Raw genomic sequence first — 19615 nt, forward strand, 5'->3', positions numbered from 1 at the left:
GCGTCACACCGACAGCGGCCGGCTACTGTGCATGGGGTTGTTTTCGCGTTTTTTACTCGAGCTCGACCACTTGGCCGTTCGACAGCGACACGCGCCGGTCCATGCGGCCGGCGAGCTCCATGTTGTGGGTCGCGATCAGCATCGAGACCTTGGTCGCCTTGACGAGCTGCATCAGGGCCTGGAACACGTGGTCCGCGGTGTGCGGATCGAGGTTGCCGGTCGGCTCGTCCGCGAGCAGCACGCGCGGTGCATTTGCAACCGCGCGCGCGATCGCGACACGCTGCTGCTCGCCGCCCGACAGCTCCGCCGGACGATGCGTGATGCGGTCGCCGAGGCCGAGATAGGACAGGATCTCCTTGGCGCGCTTGATGCTCTCGGAGCGCTTCAGGCCGCGGATCATCTGCGGCAGCATCACGTTCTCGAGCGCCGAGAATTCGGGCAGGAGCCGGTGCGATTGGTAGACGAAGCCGATGTCTGTGCGGCGAAGCTGGGTACGCTCGATGTCGGGTAGCTGCGAGGTCGGCGTGCCCCCGACATAGACCTCGCCGGAATCGGGCGCTTCCAACAGCCCTGCGATGTGCAGAAGCGTCGACTTGCCCGAGCCCGACGGCGCCACCAGCGCGACCGACTGCCCGGCCCACAGCGCGAGCTTGGCGCCGTCCAGGATCGTCAGCGGCACCTCGCCCTGCAGATACTGCCGCTTTATCTCGTGGAGATAAATGACCGGGACATCTTCAGCCCCCTGCTGCTGCTCCATCAGCCCCTCACTCGTACCGGAGCGCTTCGACAGGATCGAGGCGTGCGGCGCGCCAGGACGGATAGAGCGTCGCCAGGAAGGACAGCGTCAGCGCCATGATGACCACCGCCGTGGTCTCGCCGATATCGATCTCGGCAGGCAGCTTCGAGAGGAAATAGAGTTCTGGCGAGAACAGCTCGGTGCTGGTCAGCCAGGACAGGAACTGCCGGATCGACTCGATGTTGAGGCAGATCACCAGCCCGACGATGAAGCCGACAAGCGTGCCGACCACGCCGATCGAGGCTCCCGTGATCAGGAATATCCGCATGATCGAGCCTTGCGAGGCCCCCATCGTGCGCAGGATTGCGATGTCGCTGCCCTTGTCCTTCACCAGCATGATCAAGCCGGAGACGATGTTGAGCGCCGCGACCAGCACGATCATGGTCAGGATCAGGAACATCACGTTGCGCTCGACCTGGAGCGCGTTGAAGAAGGTCGAGTTGCGTTGCCGCCAGTCGACCAGGAACACCGGGCGGCCCGCGGCCTCGGTCACCGACTTGCGGAACGCGTCGATGCGGTCGGGATTGGTGGTGAACACCTCGATCGAGGTGACGTCGTTGCTGCGGTTGAAATAGGCCTGCGCTTCCGCGAGCGGCATGAACACGAAGCCGAGATCGTATTCGGACATGCCGATCTCGAAGACGGCGACGATCTTGTAGGGCTTGATGCGGGGCGTCGTGCCCATCGGCGTGACTGCGCCCTTCGGGGCAACCAGCGTGATGCTGTCGCCGGCATGCAGCGAGAGTTGGTCGGCGAGGCGCCGGCCGATCGCAACACCCTGCCCTTCGTCAAAGCCCTCGATCGAGCCCTGCTTGATGTTCTTGGCGATCGAGGTGAGGTTGTTCAGGTCGTCGGCGCGGATGCCGCGGACCAGCACGCCCGAGGCATTCCAGGGCGAGGACGCCAGCGCCTGGCCGTCGACGACAGGCGCCGCGAGCCGGATGCCCTGCACCTGGCTGATGCGCTCGGCCACATCCTTCCAGTCGGTCAGCGGCGATTCCAGCGGCTGCACCAGGATATGGCCGTTCAGGCCCAAAATCTTGTCGAGCAGCTCTTTGCGGAAGCCGTTCATCACCGCCATGACGATGATCAGCGTCGCGACGCCGAGCATGATGCCGAGAAAGGAGAACCCCGCGATGACCGAGATGAATCCTTCCTTGCGGCGCGCGCGCAGGTAACGCGCCGACAGCATCCACTCGAATGGCGCGAAAGGCGCGGTTTGCACGGTTTCGGTCATGGCCTCATCCATCGCTCGATAATCCCATGATTCGGGGTCAATTGTGGCCGGATTGGCGGCCTCGACATCGCGCGATGAACAATATTCAGCCGACCAGGCGAGCGACCGCGTCGGCCGGCGACATGGTCTCGCGGGCACCGTCGCTGCGCCGCTTGATCTCGACCTTGCCGTCGGCGAGCCCCTTCGGCCCGATCATGATCTGCCAGGGAATGCCGATCAGATCGGCGGCGGCGAATTTGGCGCCGGCGCGCTGGTCGGTGTCGTCGTATAGCACGTCGACGCCCTTGGCGCTGAGCTCGGCATAGAGCTTCTCGCAGGCGGCATCGACCGCGGCATCGCCCTGCTTGAGGTTCAGGATCACGACACGGAACGGCGCTACCGGCTCCGGCCATTTGATACCGGCGTCGTCATGGCAGGCCTCGATGATGGCGCCGAGCAGACGTGAGACGCCGACGCCATAGGAGCCGCCATGGATAGGCACCTCGGCGCCGTCCGGTCCCGCCACGAGCGCCTTCATCGGCTCGGAATATTTCGTGCCGAAATAGAAGATCTGGCCGACCTCGATGCCGCGGGTGTTGAGCCGCTTGTCCTCGGGCACTTCCTTTTCGAAGCGCGCGGCGTCATGGACGTCCTCGGTCGCGGCATAGAGCGAGGTCCATTGCTTGATGATCGGCGCCAGATCACCCTCATAATCGACGTCCTCGCCCGGCACCGGCAGGTCCAGCACGTCGCGATTGATGAAGACGCCGGATTCGCCGGTCTCGGCGAGCACGATGAACTCGTGGCTGAGATCGCCGCCGATCGGGCCGGTTTCGGCGCGCATCGGGATCGCCTTCAGCCCCATCCGCGCGAAGGTGCGCAAATAGGCGACGAACATCTTGTTGTAGGCAACGCGCGCGCCCGCCTCGCTGAGATCGAAGGAATAGGCGTCCTTCATCAGGAACTCGCGGCCGCGCATCACGCCGAAGCGCGGGCGCTGCTCGTCGCGGAACTTCCACTGGATATGATAGAGATTGAGAGGAAGGTTCTTGTACGACTTCACGTAGGCGCGGAAGATCTCGGTGACCATTTCCTCGTTGGTCGGCCCGTACAGGAGCTCGCGCTTGTGGCGGTCGGCGATGCGCAGCATCTCCGGGCCGTAGGCGTCGTAGCGACCGCTCTCGCGCCAGAGGTCGGCGAGCTGGAGCGTCGGCATCAACAGTTCCAGCGCGCCGGACCGGTCCTGCTCCTCGCGCACGATCTGCTCGATCTTCTTCAGCACGCGAAAGCCGAGCGGCAGCCAGGCATAGATGCCGGCCGCTTCCTGCCGGATCATGCCGGCGCGCAGCATCAGGCGATGCGAGACGATCTCCGCCTCTTTCGGATTTTCCTTCAGGATGGGCAGAAAGAACCGCGACAACCGCATGGAGACACTCGAAGAATCAGTGAGAAGTTGCAGTGAAACCGGATTGGGAGCGAAAACACAAGACCAGGAATGAGGAAAAGCCGCTAACGCAACGGGATTCCTGTCATTTTTCCGTCGACTTCAGGTTCAGCTTGAGCCTCCGGGCTGGCCCTTTTACGGCGGCGCGACCTCGAGCTCGTCCTCCAGCGTGATCTTCTCGAAATCGGTCACAAGCGCGTCAATCCGCACATGCCAGCGGCCGGCGAATGGAAGCTCGACTCTAGGCACATGCCAGTAGCCGTCCGGTCCGGGTTCGGCGGCGCGCTCCGCCGCCTCGATGCCGCGTTCGGGCAGGCTCAAGGTCAGCGCCGCCTCCTTGGCCTTCAGCGGCGTCGCCTCGCCGGTCATGAGCTGGAGCACGAAATCGTTCATTCCGGCCTTGCCCGGCGAGACCAGCACCTGGAACATCGCCTTGTCGCTGTGGATGTGGATCGCCAGCGGCGTCTCCGGAACAATGGCCCGCGGCGGCGGCGTGAAGCGCCAGCCGGCCACCACGGCGAAGATGGCAAGCGCGATCGCGCATTCCACCAGGATGGAGCGCTTCAGCGCGGGCGCGGCCTTGGGATCTGCTGCCAGGGCCGGCGTCAGCCGAAAGCGATTGAGCGCCGCAAGCGCCAGCAGCGCCAGAACCAGCGCGAGTTTGATCAGGAGAATGAGGCCGTAGCGGGTCTCGACCAGCGCGGACAGTTTTTCGAGTTGGATGATCGCGAGCGCAAGGCCGGTCAGCGCCAGCATTGCGACCACGGGTATGGCCGTGCGGGAGAAGCGGTTCAGGACGGGCAGCGCGACGGTCGTCGATTTCGACACCAGCACGGCAAGCGGCGCAAGAGCGCCGATCCAGAAGGCGACGCCAAGGCCGTGCATGAACATCGCAGGCCGCGTCAACGCCTCTGGCGGTGCGCTTGCAGCGTGTCCGGTCATGGTGAGGGACAGGCCGACGCCAGCGAATGCAATAGCAGTCAACAGACGTGCATACGCCGCCCAGAGGAGCGCAATCAGGGCGATCAACAAGGCCGCGATGGCGACGAGTAATGCCGGTCCGGCGCTCGTCCCAAATGCAGCCTCCCAGGGCGCCGGCGTGAGCAGTGCCCCGGACGAGAGCCCCAGGAGATCTGCCCCCAATAGACCAAGCGAGGCCGCGGCCGCGAGCAGCCCGATGACAAGCGCCGCACACGGCGCCTCCGTTCCGACCGTCGATCCGGCGATCCAGCGCGCAAAGAACACGCCGCCGACGCCGACAAAGAGCCCGAGGTAGAGCCCGATCCGCGCAAGCCAGATCAGGGCGCTCAACCCGATGCTGGCATTGGCCGGCGCCTTCGTTGCCGTCGGCGCACCAACCGAGAAGATCACCGATCCCGCGACGGGATGGCCGTCCTGCGAAATCACGCGATAGCTGACCACCGCCGTGCCTTGCGGCAGGTCCATCGGCATGGCGACCGAAATCGTCTCGCCGGACGCGCTGACGCGCGCGTCATCGCGCGCCCTGCCCGCGCCATCGATCAGCCGGATCGCGCCAGGCGTCACGGCCTCGTTGAAGCGCAGCTCGACTGATTTTGGCGCGTTCGCCAGAATGCTGCCGCTCGCCGGCTCGACCGAGACGAGCGCCGCGTGCGCCGATGCTCCGGTCGCGAAGCCGGCGACCAGAAGTAGCGCGGCGAGAAAGCGCATCAAGGTTTCGGCAAGAGTTTTACGCTCGGCGCCGGCGACTTGCTCTCCGAATGCCCTGCTCCCTCCGCCGGGATCTCGATCCAGCGGCTCACGCCGGTCTCGCACTCCTGGACGACGGGAAAATACAAGGTCGTGTTCGGCTTGAGCGAGTCAGTCAGGACCGTGTGCATGACGAACTCGTCGTAGTACTTGTCCGAGAGCTTGCCGCCGGACCACATCACCTCCTTGACGCCGGAGGAGAGCTTGTTGCCGTGAAAATCGTATTCGCTGGCATATTTGCCTTCGACGACGTCGACGTTCCAGCCTGCCTTCGGCATCGGCTTCACCGCGATCACGCCTTCTGGGATCTGCACGCGGATCTTCACCGTGGCCGAGCCCGCGCAACCATGCGGCACGGCGAAGACGGCCTTGTACGATCCACCTATGGCGGCCTGCTTCGTCTCCAGCGTGACATGCGCCGCCGCCGGCGATGCGGCGAGCGCAGCCAACAGGATCAGGCAGGATCGCTTCGAGATATTCATGTTCGGTCTCCCGAAAGCGCAGATCATGCTCATCACATCTTCATTCCCGAATGATCCGGCATTTTCTTCATCTCCATGTGGCCGGAATGCCCGGCATCGGCGGGCGCCTGCGCGCCGACGCCCTGGACGTCGAGCGAGACCGCGACCTTACCGGCCTTCTCGAACTCCAGCGTGACAGGCACCTTGTCGCCCTGCTTGAGCGGCCCTTTCAACTCCTGAAGCATCAAATGATAGCCGCCCGGCGCGAGCTTCACGGTCTTGCCGGGATCGATCGCAAGCCCCTTGTCGAGCGCGCGCATCTTCATCACGCCGTTGTCCATCGCCATCTCATGGACGTCGGCTTTGCCCGCAATCTCCGTCGAAACGCTGATCAGCTTGTCAGGTGCCGTCCCCTTGTTCTCGATGGTGAGATAGCCACCGGCGACTTTTGCGCCGCTCGGCGTCGCACGGCTCCAGGCCTGCGAGATCACGAGGTCGCCGGCTTTGACGTCGTCGGCGCGCGCGGGGGCTGCGATGAGGGCGGCCGAGAGCGCCACGAGGGCTAGAATGCGTGAGAGCTTGTTCATCAGACTTGCCTTTCTTGTCGTCGTTAACATCGCCCCACCCGTCAGAACGTGTACTTGCCGGCAAGAACAAAAGTTCGTCCCGGGAATGGATGGAACAGAAAATACTGCTCGTTGAAGAGATTATCGATCCCGAAGTCGAACGCGAAATTCTTCGTCGCGTTGTAGTGGATCTTCAAGTCAACAACGAAAAAGTTATCGAAAGCGCCATAGACGTGCGAAACGATATCGGTGTTGTCGAGCGTCGAATACTGCTTGCCGCTATAGCGCGCTGCGACCGTGTACGCCCAGCTCTCGTTTGGCCGATAGGTAACGCCGAACTTGGCACGCCAATCGGGAACGTAAGGCACACGCTTGCCGACCACCGTCGTCGGAATGCCCGTCAGGGGATCCTTGCCGGCCCAGTTCGCATCGGCCAGGATCCGGGAATCGACATAGGTCACGCTGCCGAAGAGCTGAAGCCCCTGGACGAGGACATTGTCCTTGTCGGCAGACAGCTCGACGCCCTGCAACCTGATGGCGTCGACGTTGCTGAACGTCGTCGCCGTCTGGGTCGCGTTGATCGCATTGGTCTGCGAGATGATGGCGTTGTTGGTCCGCTCCCTGAACAGGGTCAGCCGCACCCGGCCATCGTTCCAGTGGCGCTCGATGTTGAGTTCGCCCGTAAAATCCTGCTCGGGCTTGAGGAAGGGATTGGCCACCGTGATCGTGTTGCCGACGGTCACGTTCTGGTAGAGCTCGAGAACTGTCGGGTAGCGATAGGCCTCGCCGAAATTGGCCGTGACGTTCCAATCCTTGTTCGGGTCGTAGGACATCGAGGCCTTCGGCGAAAAATTCGTCGAAGCAAGACCCGGCTGGTTGGCCGTGAACGACGAGGTGATGGCACCCGCCCCGTTCGCCAAGGTCACGACGTTCTGGCCGTCGAGGGCTTGCCAGCTCTCCAGCCGTCCGCCGAGGGTCAGCTTGAGATCGGGCTGGATCTTCCAGGCGTCCTGGAGCCACACCGCACCGGTGCGGGTTTCGCCCTGACTGTTCGCGTAGAGCTGTCCCGTAGCGGTCGCGGCCTGATACCAGACTGCCGACCCGTATGTTGGATTCTCCAGGCTGTACCGGTCGCCATGCACGCCGAAGCTGATCTCGTGCGGACCGCCATAGCCAAACGGACGCCAGATACCCTTGGCGTCGGCATTCTGCCAGTTGGTGCCGTCCATGCGCGTGATTTTGCCATTCTGCGAGAAGCCAACGCCGGCGGCGGCCACGGTGTAGGGATTGAGCTGGGTGTCCTCGAGATAGTTGTAGCTCGACGCGGAGAGGTCAAAATCGAAGAGTCCCTTCGTGTCGCTCTTGATCGCGACCGCATTGCTCAAATGGGTCTGGTCCCAGATGTACTTGCCGCTGGCAAATGTGCTGATGCCGGCAAAGGTCGGCAGCCCGGTCGCGGTCGAACGCAGATAGGTCTGTGGATCAGACACCTGATGATTGTTCCAGATCCCGAGCGAGTAAGTCGCCTGCACCAGCGGCGCCACGTCGTAGGCGAGCCGCAGATTGGCGGACGTCTGCTGCGAACGCGCGAGAATGCCGGTGCCGACGACATCGGCCTCCTGCCCGACCTTGTTCCTTGCCGGGAAGGCGCCCCTGGTGCCCGCCGGAATGCTGCCGTTCGTCGTATAGGTCAGCGGCTGCTGGAAACTGTCGAGATAGTTGGCACTGACGAGCCAGGACAGCTTGCCGTCGCGGCCGCCGGCTGCCGCGCTGGTCTGGCTGGTCGGATAGACGTCCCTGGTGCCGTATTGATTCCACGGCATCACCGATACCGTCTCCTTGGCGACCGCGAACGGCTTGTCTGGCATCTTTGACGTGATCAGGAGGACGCCTCCGATCGAGTTGCCGGGATAGGCGGCCGCGAACGGACCGTTGAGGTAGTCTACGCGCCCGATCGCCTCCGGCGAGATCAGGTTCCACTTCGGCGAGGCATTGGTGTTGTTGTTGCCGATCAGCGCCGAGATCAGGAGGTCGTCATAGTAGATCAGCGTGCGTGCGCTGGAGTTCAGTCCCCAACTCCGCGTCGCCAGCACCGCATTGTTGTCGCCGTCGTTGCGCTTCCGCACGAACAGGCTCGGCATGTATTTAACGGCGTCCTCGGGGTCCTTGAGGTTGATCGTTTCCTCAACCTCTTTCGCCGTAATGCTGAAGGAGCGCTGAGGTAGCTGATAGCGGGTCACCGCGGCCGGGGCCTCCAACGAAGGGTGCGCGGTACCGGCGCCTTGATCGCCGACGGCAACCGGAGGTGTGGTTCGCTCCGCGGATGCGACCGGCTTTGCCGACCGGCTCGTGGCTCCGGCCGTATGCACCGCCGGCTTGCGTGGCTTGGGTCTTGCCGATGCGGGCGCTTCGACAGTGACCGATGGCAGCACATTCGCGCCGCTTTGGGCAGAGGCCTCACTCGCCCACGCGAGCACCGCGGCCTGAACGGCCACGGCACTCACGCCGCGAACGGCATGACTATGTAACATGGGGCATTCCTGACGCCGGCAGCTCTCGCCGGCCAATTGACGGCATCAATCGCCGGCGGACGGACCGCGGCGACCGTGAGGGTCGTCAGGAAAACTGCGGAGGCGCGCGCGCCTGGGCGGTCGAGCCGCGATCAGGTGCGGCCAAATGATCCGCCGCGTCATGCCAGACCAAGCTTTCGGCGTGGCGGAATGGAATCGAGAACGTCGCCTGCAGCGGCGAATCGAGCGAGGCGTTGGCCTGCGCGAGGCAACACAGCGCGCACGCACCGGCGTGCCCTGCCGGCGCTCCGGTCTGGTCATCGAGACCGGCGCCCTGCTCGCTTGTGCTGTGGCAGATGACGGCGGTCCCGAGCGGATCGGCAACGGCCTGCCCTGCCGCCCAGCACGCGGCAATCGGCGCCAGCACCTGCATCACCAGCGCGATCAGGACGATGGGTAGGAATTTTTGCAGCCGCGCACGCATCCGCCGAACCATTCGTTCGCCTGCTAACTAAACACCGCGGGGGAGCCCGAGTCGAGGTCGCGCCGGCCGGCTTTTTGTCCTAGGGCAAAATTCCGGAAAACTGTGTTCGAAGGCCCCGGCCCGGGCAAAGATGCGGCCGTTCAGGCCGCCGTCGCGCCCCGCGCATATCCACAGATTTCTTATATTTGTCATATGCTTAGGACTGGAGCAGCCCGATCATTTCGTCAACTGCTCGAATTTTGAACAATCGTTGCCGAAAATGATGACAAGTGAGAAAAGTTGATCTAGCATCCGTCTCGCTCAGGCTGGCCGCGAGGTCGAAGTCTGGTGGTCCAAGTCTCGGGAGGAGCCCCTGACGCGCAAAATGCAGCGTCGCCCCGTCAATCAAGATCAAATCTTAGAATCGGGGATAATAGGGTCGACACAATTTTTGAGCGGGGCTAGGGCCCCGCTCTTTTTTTGCGCGCGCGGCCGCTATGCCGATGAATGCTTCCCCTAATCCGAGCACAGCTTTGATCTCGCGGCGATGCGCTGCGCGGACCTCACACCATTGGTCTATCAGCGGCTGTTTCGCGAGCATCCCGAAGCGCAGGCCATGTTCCGCTCGCAGGGAAGCGAGCTGGTCAAGGGATCGATGCTCGCGCTGACGATCGAAGCCATCCTCGACTTCGCCGGGACACGCAGCGGGCATTTCCGGATCATCGCCTGCGAGGTCGCCTCGCACGACGCCTATGGCACGCCGCGCGAGCTCTTCGTCGCCTTCTTTGCCGTCATCAGGGATACGCTGCGCGACCTGCTGGGCGACGAATGGTCGCCCCACATCGCGCAAGCCTGGGACGATTTGCTCGTCGAGATCGACGCGCTCGCCGGCGTTTCGGCCTAGCGCTTTGCGCTGCACCAACGCGCCGCGCCGATTTCCCGCGCAATTGCAGATTGGGTAGCGTGAACTCATCGATTGTGAGAGACTTTCTGCTCGGCCGCACAAACAATGACGCGCCGACGACAAGATTTATGGGAGCGAGCGATGTCCGGGACGAAAGACTTCTCCACGACGAGGCGCGATCTTCTTCAGGCGGCAGCGACCGCCGGCGCCGCGACTGCCATCCTCGGCAGCATGGGCATAAACCCCGCACTTGCAGCCGAAGTCGGCCGATCCGAGAAACCGCTGAAGGCGGCGTTCTCCAATGCAGGCCTGCAGGCGACGTGGTGTGCGCAAGGCAAGCAGGCCGCCGAATTCTGGGGCAAGCTATTCAATGTGGAGGTGACCTGGTTCGACGGCCAGCTCGATGCCGTGAAGCAGCGCGCGGCGATCGACAACATGGCCTCGCAGAAATGGGACTTCGTCGCGATCCAAGCCTTCGGCATCGGCACCCTCACCCAGCCCGTGCAGAAGATGATCGACGCCGGCACCCCCGTCATCGACATGGACACGCTGATTGCTCCGCTCGATCAAATCAACGTCCATTCCTTCCTCGCTCCCGACAACGAGTTCATGGGCGCCTCGGTGACGCAGGCGCTGTGCAACGCCATGGGCGGCAAGGGCAAGATCATCATGACGCAAGGCGCCCTCGGCCACACCGGGGCGCAGGGCCGCGCGAAGGGCTTCAATACGGTCGTCAAGCAGTTCCCGAACATCGAAGTGCTCGATACCCAGCCGGCCGACTGGGATGTCTCCAAGACCGCGCGCCTGTGGGAGACGTATCTGACGAAATATCCGCAGATCGACGCGGCGTTCTTCCACAACGACGATATGGCGCTCGCCGCCTACAACATCATGAAGGCGCGCAACCGCACCAACATCCTGATCGGCGGCGTCGATGCGATGCCTCCGGCGATCCAGGCGGTGAGCGAAGGCCGCATGTTTGCGACCGTGCGCAATCCGTCCTGCCGCATCCATGGCGGCGCCATCATCGCCGGCGTTGCCGCGGTGGTCGGTGGCGAGAAGAGCGGACAGGGCATTCCCAAGAACGTCGTCACCGACGGCCCGGTCGTGACCAAGGCCAACGCCGCCGGCATGCAGTGGATGCAGGATCATTTCCTGATCTGAGCCTCCATGTCCGAGGCTCGTCCGCCCATCCTGGAACTGCAGGGCATCACGAAGAGCTTCGGCGGCGTCGAAGCGCTTCGTGGTGTCGACTTCGCGCTCTATCCCGGCGAGATCCATGGTCTCGTCGGCGAGAACGGCGCGGGAAAAAGCACGCTGATGAAGATCATCGCCGGCGTGCACACCGAATTTTCCGGCCGCTTCCTGATCGACGGGCGAGAGACGCATTTCCGCTCCGCCCGCGATGCGCATGCGGCCGGCATCGCCATGGTGCACCAGGAGCTGAGCGTCGCGCCCGACCTCACGGTCGCGGAAAACGTCTTCCTCGGCAATCAGCCGACCAACCGCTTCGGTCTCGTGCAATGGCGGCGCATGGCGCGCGAGGCTGGCGAGCAGCTCGCCCGCTTCGGCATCGACGTCGATCCGATGTCACGGCTCGGCGATCTTCCGATCGGGCTCCAGCAGCTCATCGAGATCGCCCGCGTGCTGTTCTCCGGCGCGCGCATCGTCATCCTGGACGAGCCCACGTCCGCCCTCTCCCCGCCCGAGGTCGAGCGGCTGTTTGCGACGCTGCGGCGACTACGCGAGGAAGGCACCAGCATCGTCTTCATCTCGCATTTCATCGAGGACATCTTGCGCGTGTCCGATACGGTGACCGTGTTCCGCAACGGCCGGAAGGTCGCCGAGACCGCCGCTTCAGCGACCAGCAAGGGCGCGCTGATCGAAGCCATGATCGGCCGCGGCGGCGAAGTCCTAGAGCACAGCTATACCGACGACCTGATGCTGCCCCGGCCCAGCGACAGCTCGGTAGTGCTGAAGGTCGATCAGCTTTCGCTGGCCCGCAGCCTGCAGGATGTCTCCTTCGAAGCGCGCGCCGGCGAAGTGCTCGGCATCTACGGTTTCATGGGCTGCGGGCAGCAGGAACTGTCGCGCATCCTGTTCGGCAAGCTGAAGCCGGACAGCGGCCGGCTTGCCGTTGGCGGCACGCCAAAGGCGTTCGCCAGCACGGCCGCGGCACGGCGCGCGGGTGTGGCGCTGGTCCCGGAAAGCCGGCGCGCCATGCTGTTCCACCAGGAGCCGGTCTACAAGAACATCTCGATCAGCATTTTGGATCGCATCTCGGCGCTGCTGCTCAAGCCGACGCAGGAGCGTGATATCGCCAAGCGCCAGGTCGAGCAATTGCAGATCCGGCCGCCCGTCGTCGGTCTCGACCTCGGCATGCTCTCGGGCGGCAACCAGCAGAAGGTCGCACTCGCAAAGTGGCTGACCTATCCGCCAAAGCTCCTGGTGCTGTGCGAGCCGACCCGCGGCATGGATGTCGGCGCCAAGAACGACGTCATCAACATCGTCCGCGACCTCCGCGCCAAGGGGCTTGCCATCATCGTGCTGTCGACCGAGCCGGAGACCGTGCTGTCGCTGGCCGACCGCATCCTGGTGCTCAAGCGTGGCGCGGTGGTGCGGGAATTCGCGAACGAACCGGTCAGCAAAGACCGCCTGCTGGAGGCGGCGTGACGGAGAAGCATGATGGCCAGCAGTGAAACAGTCCCGGCGGCGGGTCAGCGCGCGCGAGGTCTTGCGCCTTTCCTGCGCTCGCAGATGCGCAACATCGCGCCGTTCCTGACGCTGATCTTCCTGTCCGCCTTCTTCGCCTTTGCCAGCCCCTCCTTCGCGACGCTGGACAATCTCGGCAACATCCTGACCCAGGTGTCGGTGACCGGAATTATCGCAGTCGGCCTCACCTTCGTGATCCTGTGCGCCGAGATCGATCTCTCGATCGCAAGCATCGCCAACGTCACCGGCATCGCCGTCGCCTACTTCACGCTGCAGGAATCCTACGTCAACATCGCCAACGTGCCGCTGCCGGGCGTCGCTGCGATCGTGCTCTCCATCCTGCTCTGCGCGTTTCTCGGCCTGATCAATGCGCTGGGGCTGACAATGATCGGCATCCCCTCCTTCATCATGACGCTCGCCATGATGCAGATTGCGGCCGGCATCTCCGCGCTGCTGGTGCGCGGCCAGATCGCCTACAAGGTACCAGACCTGATCGCCACGCTCGGCTCCGGCTCGGTCAGTGGCGTTCCCTGGATCGTCATCGTCGCCGCGGTGATGCTGCTCGGCGGCCATCTGGTGCTGACCTATACGCGCTTCGGCCGCTACGTCTACATGGTCGGGGGTAACCGAGAGGCGGCCGAATATTCCGGCCTCAACGTCAAGCTCATCCTCGGCGCGGTGATGGTGATCTCGGCAGTGTGCTCGGGCATCGGCGGCATGCTTGGCGTCGCCCATTTCGGCAGCGCGCAGCAGAACGAGTTCGACACCTATCTGCTCGATTCCATCGCCGCCGTGGTGGTCGGCGGCACCAGCCTGTTCGGCGGCCGCGGCGGCATCGGCAACACCATCGTCGGCCTGTTCGTGCTCGGCGTCCTCAACAACGGCCTCGACCACGTCAACATCGACAGCTTCCTCAAGATCCTGATCCGCGGCCTGATCCTGCTCGCGGCGCTGATCATCAACGTCTACGCCCAGCGGCTGCGGGAGAAGGCGGCGGAGTGAAGTATTTTCCCTTCCCCGCAAGCGGGGCGAGGTGAAGAGAGAGGCCGCACGATGTCGCTCCACAAAAAATGCGAAAACAACCCCATGCAAAGTAGAAATCATTGGGGAATTTGGCACGGGGTGGCTTGAGCTGCTGCTGCGAACGCGTTTGACACGTCGGGCAAAACAGGAGCACAACGCCATCATGGCGGCCTCGCGGGAATCGAGATCTTCGCTTTGCGCCGAGAAGTGCCGCGCGAGACCGCGGGGCCGGAGCTACGCGGTCAGCATATCTTCAATCCGGATCGGCAAGGTACGCACGCGCTTGCCCGTCGCATGAAAGACGGCATTGGCGATGGCCGGCGCCATGCCGACGAGGGCGATCTCGCCCAGTCCTTTGACGCCTAGGGCATTGACGTGTGGATCCACCTCCTCGACGAAATGCGCCTCGAGTTGGGGGACGTCCAGATTTACGGGCATCAGATAATCGGCCATATGCGCGTTTACCGGGCGACCATCGCGAGTATCGAGCACCGTGCGCTCCATGAGCGCCATGCCGATGCCGCCGATCATGCCACCCGTACATTGGCTGCGAGCGAGTCTTGGATTGACGACACGGCCGATGCCATAAGTACCCACCGCACGGCGCACGCGGATCGTGCCGATGTCCGGGTCGACGGCTATCTCGACGAAGACCGCTCCGAAGGAGTGCATGGAGAAGCGCGCAGCGGCCTGAGGATCGCGCTCAGAAGACGCTGTAGCCTCGATCGGTCGATCGTTGCGGCCCTTCGCAGCCTGCTCTTGCACCGCGATGCAGGCGGCGCGGATCGCGGAGCCAACCGATGCCATGGTCCATGAACCGCCATGGGATGGCGCGGGCGGATAGTCCGAGCGGCCAAGACTGAAGCGCACCCGCTCAACGGGCAGCCCGAGGGTCTCGGCGGCAACCTGTGTCATCGACGTGTAGGTGCCCGGCCCCATATCGCTTGCCGCGACCTCGACCTCGGCCGTGCCATCCGGAAGCAGCCTCGCTAGCGCACTGGCCGGTGCATGAAAGGCCGGGTAGCTCGCCGATGCCACACCCATTCCGATCAGCAGCCGGCCATCGCGCATCGAGCGCGGTTCGGGTACCCGTCGCGACCAGCCGAACCGTTCCGCGCCAAGATCGTAGCATTTCAGCAGCGATCGGCTGGAGAAGGGTTTGTTTTCTCCCTCGTCGATTTCCGGCTCGTTGCGGCGGCGTAGATCTATGGGATCAAGGCGGAGCTTGTAGGACAACTCATCCATTGCGCATTCGAGGGCAAATACGCCGCTGGCCTCGCCGGGACCGCGCATGTGGTTTGGCGTGCCAATATCGAGTGGCTGCAGGCGGTAGCGGGTCCGCACGTTGGGCGAGGAGTACAGGAAGGTCGTGACCGAGGTCAGAGCCTCCATGAATTCCTCATAGCGGCTCGTCTCGCCCATGCCTTCATGAACCACGCTGGTAAGCTTTCCGTCTGCTGAGGCGCCGAGAGCGATCCTTTGCAGTGTGCGCGGCCGATGGCCCGTCGTGAAGAACATCTGCTTGCGCGTCAGAACGAGCTTGACGGGGCGGCCCACGTGCCGCGCGGCCATGGCCGCGAGCGTCACGTGGGGCCATGTCCTGAGCGAGGTGCCAAAGGCGCCGCCGATGAACGGGCAGATCACCTGCACGTTTTCGGGCGGCAGGCCGAAGATCGCCGCGATCTCCGCCTGCTCGTTGACGACGAACTGGCTCTTGCTCCAGAGCATCAGCCGATCGCCACTCCAGGCGGCGATCGTCGCGTGCGGCTCCATCGGATTGTGGTTCTCGCGCGCAATGCCATAGGTCTCGTCCACCTTCACTGGCGCGTCGGCGAGAGCGCTGTCGGCGCTGCCGCGCGCGGTGTCGGCCGGCAGCCGGGCATCCGGCTGCTTTCCGGCCTCGGGAACGATGGGCCGGGCCTCCGGGTCGGCGGAGTCGACGATCGGCCGCTCAGTCAAGTAGGCCACGTGCAGCGCCGCGGCAGCGCGCTCCGCTTGCTCGATCGTTGTGGCAACAACGAGCGCCACCGGCTGGCCATGGAAGTGTACGCGGTCGTCCTGCAGCACATGCAGCCGCTCGCCTGTCGCCGGATCGATGTAGCTCTTGTGCGGGCCATACGCCAGGCGTGGCGCGTTCCCGTGCGTGATGACGGCAATGACGCCCGGCATCTTCTCGACCTGCGAACTTTCTATGCCGGTCACGCGCCCGAGTCCCACGGTGGCGCTGACGATCACTGCATAGGCCTGACCAGGCTGGTTGAAGTCGGCCGCGTACCGTGCGGCGCCCGTGACCTTGGCGCGACCTTCCACCCGTGGCAGCGGCTGTCCGATGATGTTCGTCGTCATGCGATTCCTCCCGTCATTTCGAAGGCGCGAACAATCGTCCGCGGCAGGAGTTCGAGTTTGTAGTGATTGCCCGACAGCGGACGGGCTCCTTCCACGGCCAATCGGGCGGCCGCCTGGACCACATGCCGATCCGGCGCCTTGCCGGTCAGAGCCGCCTCCACCGCGCGCATACGCCAGGGCCGAGTGCCGACACCGCCGACCGCGAGCCGCGCCTCGCGGATCACGCCATCCGCAACGTCGAGCGCCGCGGCCGCGGACACCAGCGCGAATTCGTAGGATGCGCGGTCGCGTACCTTGAGATAGCGCGCCCGGCGGCTGTTCGGACCGCCGGGGATCCGCACCTCGAGGATGAGCTCGCCGGGCAGCAGCGTGTGTTCGAGGTGGGGGGTATCGCCCGGCAAACGAAAGAGTTCTGCTACCGGAAAGCTGCGCTCCCCCTCCGGACCTTTGACACGCATGGTGGCGTCGAGAGCGACCAGCGCGACAGCGACGTCCGAAGGATGCGTCGCCACGCAATGATCACTCGTTCCGAGAATGGCGTGCCCGACATTGAGGCCGTCGACCGCCGCGCAACCTGAGCCGGGGGTCCGTTTGTTGCAAGCCGCATCGAGCATCCGGAAATAGGGACAGCGGACGCGCTGGAGCAGGTTCCCACCGATCGAGGCCATGTTGCGCAGTTGCGGCGAGGCGCCCTCGATCAGGCTTTCGGCGATCAGTGGCTGCAGACGCTGGACATCAGGATGGGCGGCCACGTCGGCCATCCGCGCAAGCGCGCCGATGACGAGGTCGGAGCGGTCGACGCGGATCTCGGAAAGCGGAAGCGCATTAATGTCGACAAGGTGCTCCGGTTGCTCCACCTCGTCGCGCATGAGATCGATCAACGTCGTGCCGCCGGCGATAAGACGGCGGCCGGAGGATGCGGCAGCGATGGCAGCCTCGACAGAGGTTACCTTCTCGATCGTGAACGGGAGCATGGTCAGGTCCTCTTGGCAGCGTCGGCGACGGCGGCGACGATCCCCGGATAGGCCCCGCAGCGACAAATATTGCCGCTCATCCAGAACCGAATGTCGTCCAGCGAGCCCGCATGGCTTTCGGCGATGCAGCCGATAGCCGACATGATCTGCCCCGGGGTACAGAAGCCGCACTGCAGGCCATCGTGCTCGATGAATGCACCCTGGAGCGGATGAAGCTCGCCATCTTTTTCAAGGCCTTCGATCGTCTCGATCTCCGCCCCGTCATGCATTGCTGCCAACGTCAGGCACGACACAATCCGCCTCCCGTTTAGAAGGATGGTGCAAGCGCCGCAGGCGCCCTGATTGCAGCCCTTCTTGGTACCCGTGAGATTAAGCGTTTCTCGCAGCACATCGAGCAGCGAGCGGCGGGGATCCACTTCGATGGAAGCCTCCTTGCCGTTGACGATGAGCCGGATCGTGGCCGTCGAGGTCGGTTCGATCGCGGCCGACGTGCTGACGGGGGCCGCGCATCCCCCAGAGGCCGGTGTCGTTGCAGCCAATGCGGCAGCACCGCTTAAAGCGAGCACATCGCGGCGAGCGAGACCGGAAGCACCCGACGGGTCAACGGCATTGTTGCTCGCTTGCCCTTCAGCAAAACTGCGCATTGCTTCTCCTCTTAGTGCACCTATGGCGCGCGCGAGCGAGCTCCGCGCCGGGTTTCTCTTCGGAGCGTCTCAAGGCTGCTCGTTGTGATTTCACACCACGATACCGGAGGAGCCGGAGCGCACAACTGATCCAGTGTTATAGGTTTATGCGCAGAACTTATGATGTGCGGCCGCCAGAGCGGTTAGCGAGCGGCCATCAAGGCATCAATGAAGTCGCGCACTAACAGCGACTTCGGTCGGTCTGAAGGGAGCAACAGCAAGACGCGGACTTCTATGGCTGGTCGAAATTGTTTCACCACAATCTTCGAGCGATCAAATCCGCTGATCGCATGGGGACTGGCAAGCGTCACTCCGACGCCTGTTGCAACCAAAGCGAGGGCAGTGGGAGCAAGAGCGGTCTCGACAACGGTCCTCGGGACCGCACCGGCCGCTGCCAGGACTGCGTCGATCCTTTGCCTGAAACGATCCTCCGAAAGGTATGCAATGAAGGGCACATCATGCAAATCCATTGGCTCGATGACCTTCTTGGAGGAGAGATCATGTCCGATCGGAAGAACGCAGAGCGCGTCGCGAGCCAAGAAGGTCTCATGGATAACGCCGGTCGTATCGACCAGGTCTGCTGCAAGGCCGAGGTCAAATTGGCCGGAGGCGACCAGATGCCGTACGTCGCGCGATGGCAGGACGAGCAAGGTAACCCGGGCGTTCGGATGTTTCCTTCGGAATATTGCGACCGTCTTCGGCACGATCGAGTGACTGGCCGCAAAAAGGGACGCGACGCGAATCTCCCCAGACCCGTGATCGCGAATTCGAGCAGCGGCGGCACGGATCGCATCAATGCCGAGGAAAGCTGCTTTGACTTCGTCATAAAGCATGCGGGCCTCAGGCGTGGCAACCAGACGGTTGCGGACCCTCGCAAAGAGAAGAAAACCGACCGATCGCTCCAGCTCAACGATGCTCCGGCTTACCGCAGGCTGTGTTATGCCAAGGACCTCCGCCGCTCTCGACGCCGTACCGCACTTCATTACGGCCTCGAACGTCTCGATCTGTCGAAAATTCATGCGGCCAATTCCCTCTCGCGTCCTGGCTCGCGTCTGGGCGCCTCGTTCATGCCAGAAACAGGCAAATTCGTCCCACGCGAAGGGGAGACATCTCTCGCGCCGCACTTTGCCGACGAATAAAAGAGTATCGCCCCGCGAATATATTGCGCGCCAATGCCGCGGCAGTCCACGGTATCGGAACCATTTTGCTACCGGTTCTTGGCGGATCCACAATGACGCTGGTCCGCACGGTGACGATTGTCGTGGCACTGGGTGCAACTTGCGCAGGCGCCGCTGACATTGGTTATCTGACCCCACCAGGAATCCCTGCAAATGAATTTCCTTCACCTCGGCGTCCGGTTGCGCCGATCGCCAGCCTAAGCCGCTCCGCCGACGAGCACCGCGACTCCCTGAATGAGGTCGGTGAGGTCGTACGCCTTCTTGAGCTGAGACCAGGCATGACGGTCAGCGATATTGGTGCGGGCAGCGGCTACTACACGGTCCGTCTCTCACACTTCGTCGGCCCCAGCGGCTCTGTCGTCGCCCAGGGCGTCATGCGGGATTACCTCGTCGAGCTCCGCAGGCGAACGGAAGAACTGGGGCTGATAAACGTCACATTCGCGATGGCCGAACCACACGACCCCCGCCTCCCCACTTCCTCGCTGGATGCCGCCATCCTCGGGCACATGTAATAGCCCAATCCTATGCCTTCCTCCGCCTATTGTAGGGGTGCGGAGCAAAAAGCAGGTGCGACGCCCCCCGCGACAGGCGCGCCACGTCCGTCGTTCTGC

The 19615-nt window shown here is 63.7% G+C and carries 17 protein-coding genes; 5 read left to right on the forward strand and 12 right to left on the reverse strand.

What is annotated here, in order from left to right:
* Positions 1-52 precede the first annotated feature (52 nt).
* The 8 genes from MTR72_RS17700 to MTR72_RS17735 all read right to left on the reverse strand — a co-directional run bounded on the left by MTR72_RS17700 (position 53) and on the right by MTR72_RS17735 (position 9217).
* Positions 53-757, reverse strand: a complete 705-nt coding sequence (locus tag MTR72_RS17700) for an ABC transporter ATP-binding protein (protein ID WP_280970689.1) — start codon at positions 755-757, stop codon at positions 53-55.
* Between the two features lie 7 nt (positions 758-764).
* The gene (locus MTR72_RS17705; protein ID WP_027550658.1) at positions 765-2045 is read right to left on the reverse strand and encodes a lipoprotein-releasing ABC transporter permease subunit; all 1281 of its coding nucleotides are present in this window, start codon (positions 2043-2045) and stop codon (positions 765-767) included.
* 73 nt (positions 2046-2118) lie between these two features.
* A complete protein-coding gene (gene proS, locus MTR72_RS17710) occupies positions 2119-3438 on the reverse strand; it encodes a proline--tRNA ligase (protein ID WP_280970688.1) in 1320 nt (439 codons plus the stop codon).
* A gap of 153 nt (positions 3439-3591) precedes the next feature.
* Complete coding sequence (locus tag MTR72_RS17715) at positions 3592-5145, reverse strand: copper resistance CopC/CopD family protein (RefSeq protein WP_280970687.1); 1554 nt, start codon at positions 5143-5145, stop codon at positions 3592-3594.
* Entirely contained in the window at positions 5145-5660 is a 516-nt protein-coding gene (locus tag MTR72_RS17720; RefSeq protein WP_280970965.1) for a YcnI family protein, read from the reverse strand. The genes MTR72_RS17715 and MTR72_RS17720 overlap by 1 nt, the downstream gene beginning before the upstream one ends.
* Positions 5661-5698: 38 nt before the next feature.
* Positions 5699-6232 (reverse strand): copper chaperone PCu(A)C, encoded by a 534-nt coding sequence (locus tag MTR72_RS17725; protein WP_280970686.1) that lies wholly within the window; start codon positions 6230-6232, stop codon positions 5699-5701.
* 41 nt (positions 6233-6273) lie between these two features.
* Positions 6274-8742, reverse strand: a complete 2469-nt coding sequence (locus MTR72_RS17730; RefSeq protein ID WP_341510754.1) for a TonB-dependent receptor — start codon at positions 8740-8742, stop codon at positions 6274-6276.
* 85 nt (positions 8743-8827) lie between these two features.
* Positions 8828-9217: a DUF2946 domain-containing protein gene (locus tag MTR72_RS17735; protein WP_280970684.1), complete on the reverse strand. Its 390-nt coding sequence runs from the start codon at positions 9215-9217 to the stop codon at positions 8828-8830.
* A gap of 514 nt (positions 9218-9731) precedes the next feature.
* Here MTR72_RS17735 and MTR72_RS17740 point away from each other — a divergent pair.
* The 4 genes from MTR72_RS17740 (at position 9732) to MTR72_RS17755 (ending at position 13802) form a co-directional block, all read left to right on the forward strand.
* A complete protein-coding gene (locus MTR72_RS17740; protein ID WP_445819604.1) occupies positions 9732-10088 on the forward strand; it encodes a globin in 357 nt (118 codons plus the stop codon).
* Positions 10089-10229: 141 nt separating this feature from the next.
* A complete protein-coding gene (locus MTR72_RS17745; RefSeq protein WP_280970683.1) occupies positions 10230-11252 on the forward strand; it encodes a sugar ABC transporter substrate-binding protein in 1023 nt (340 codons plus the stop codon).
* A gap of 6 nt (positions 11253-11258) precedes the next feature.
* Complete coding sequence (locus MTR72_RS17750; RefSeq protein WP_280970682.1) at positions 11259-12761, forward strand: sugar ABC transporter ATP-binding protein; 1503 nt, start codon at positions 11259-11261, stop codon at positions 12759-12761.
* 12 nt (positions 12762-12773) lie between these two features.
* On the forward strand, positions 12774-13802 hold the full coding sequence (locus tag MTR72_RS17755; RefSeq protein WP_280970681.1) for an ABC transporter permease: 1029 nt from the start codon (positions 12774-12776) through the stop codon (positions 13800-13802).
* 255 nt (positions 13803-14057) lie between these two features.
* On the opposite strand, the gene MTR72_RS17760 is transcribed toward MTR72_RS17755, so the two are convergent.
* From MTR72_RS17760 to MTR72_RS17775, 4 genes are all read right to left on the reverse strand, one after another.
* Positions 14058-16169, reverse strand: a complete 2112-nt coding sequence (locus MTR72_RS17760; protein WP_341510755.1) for a xanthine dehydrogenase family protein molybdopterin-binding subunit — start codon at positions 16167-16169, stop codon at positions 14058-14060.
* Entirely contained in the window at positions 16166-17143 is a 978-nt protein-coding gene (locus tag MTR72_RS17765) for an FAD binding domain-containing protein (RefSeq protein ID WP_280970679.1), read from the reverse strand. The genes MTR72_RS17760 and MTR72_RS17765 overlap by 4 nt, the downstream gene beginning before the upstream one ends.
* Positions 17144-17145: 2 nt before the next feature.
* Positions 17146-17787: a (2Fe-2S)-binding protein gene (locus MTR72_RS17770; protein ID WP_280970678.1), complete on the reverse strand. Its 642-nt coding sequence runs from the start codon at positions 17785-17787 to the stop codon at positions 17146-17148.
* 182 nt (positions 17788-17969) lie between these two features.
* Positions 17970-18845, reverse strand: coding sequence for a LysR substrate-binding domain-containing protein (locus tag MTR72_RS17775; RefSeq protein WP_280970677.1), 876 nt, complete (start codon positions 18843-18845; stop codon positions 17970-17972).
* Between the two features lie 212 nt (positions 18846-19057).
* Here MTR72_RS17775 and MTR72_RS17780 point away from each other — a divergent pair, with 212 nt between their 5' ends.
* A complete protein-coding gene (locus tag MTR72_RS17780) occupies positions 19058-19516 on the forward strand; it encodes a class I SAM-dependent methyltransferase (RefSeq protein WP_280970676.1) in 459 nt (152 codons plus the stop codon).
* Positions 19517-19615 lie beyond the last annotated feature (99 nt).

Origin of the sequence: Bradyrhizobium sp. ISRA442, assembly GCF_038085055.1 — a bacterium.
In the GTDB taxonomy this organism is placed as follows: domain Bacteria; phylum Pseudomonadota; class Alphaproteobacteria; order Rhizobiales; family Xanthobacteraceae; genus Bradyrhizobium.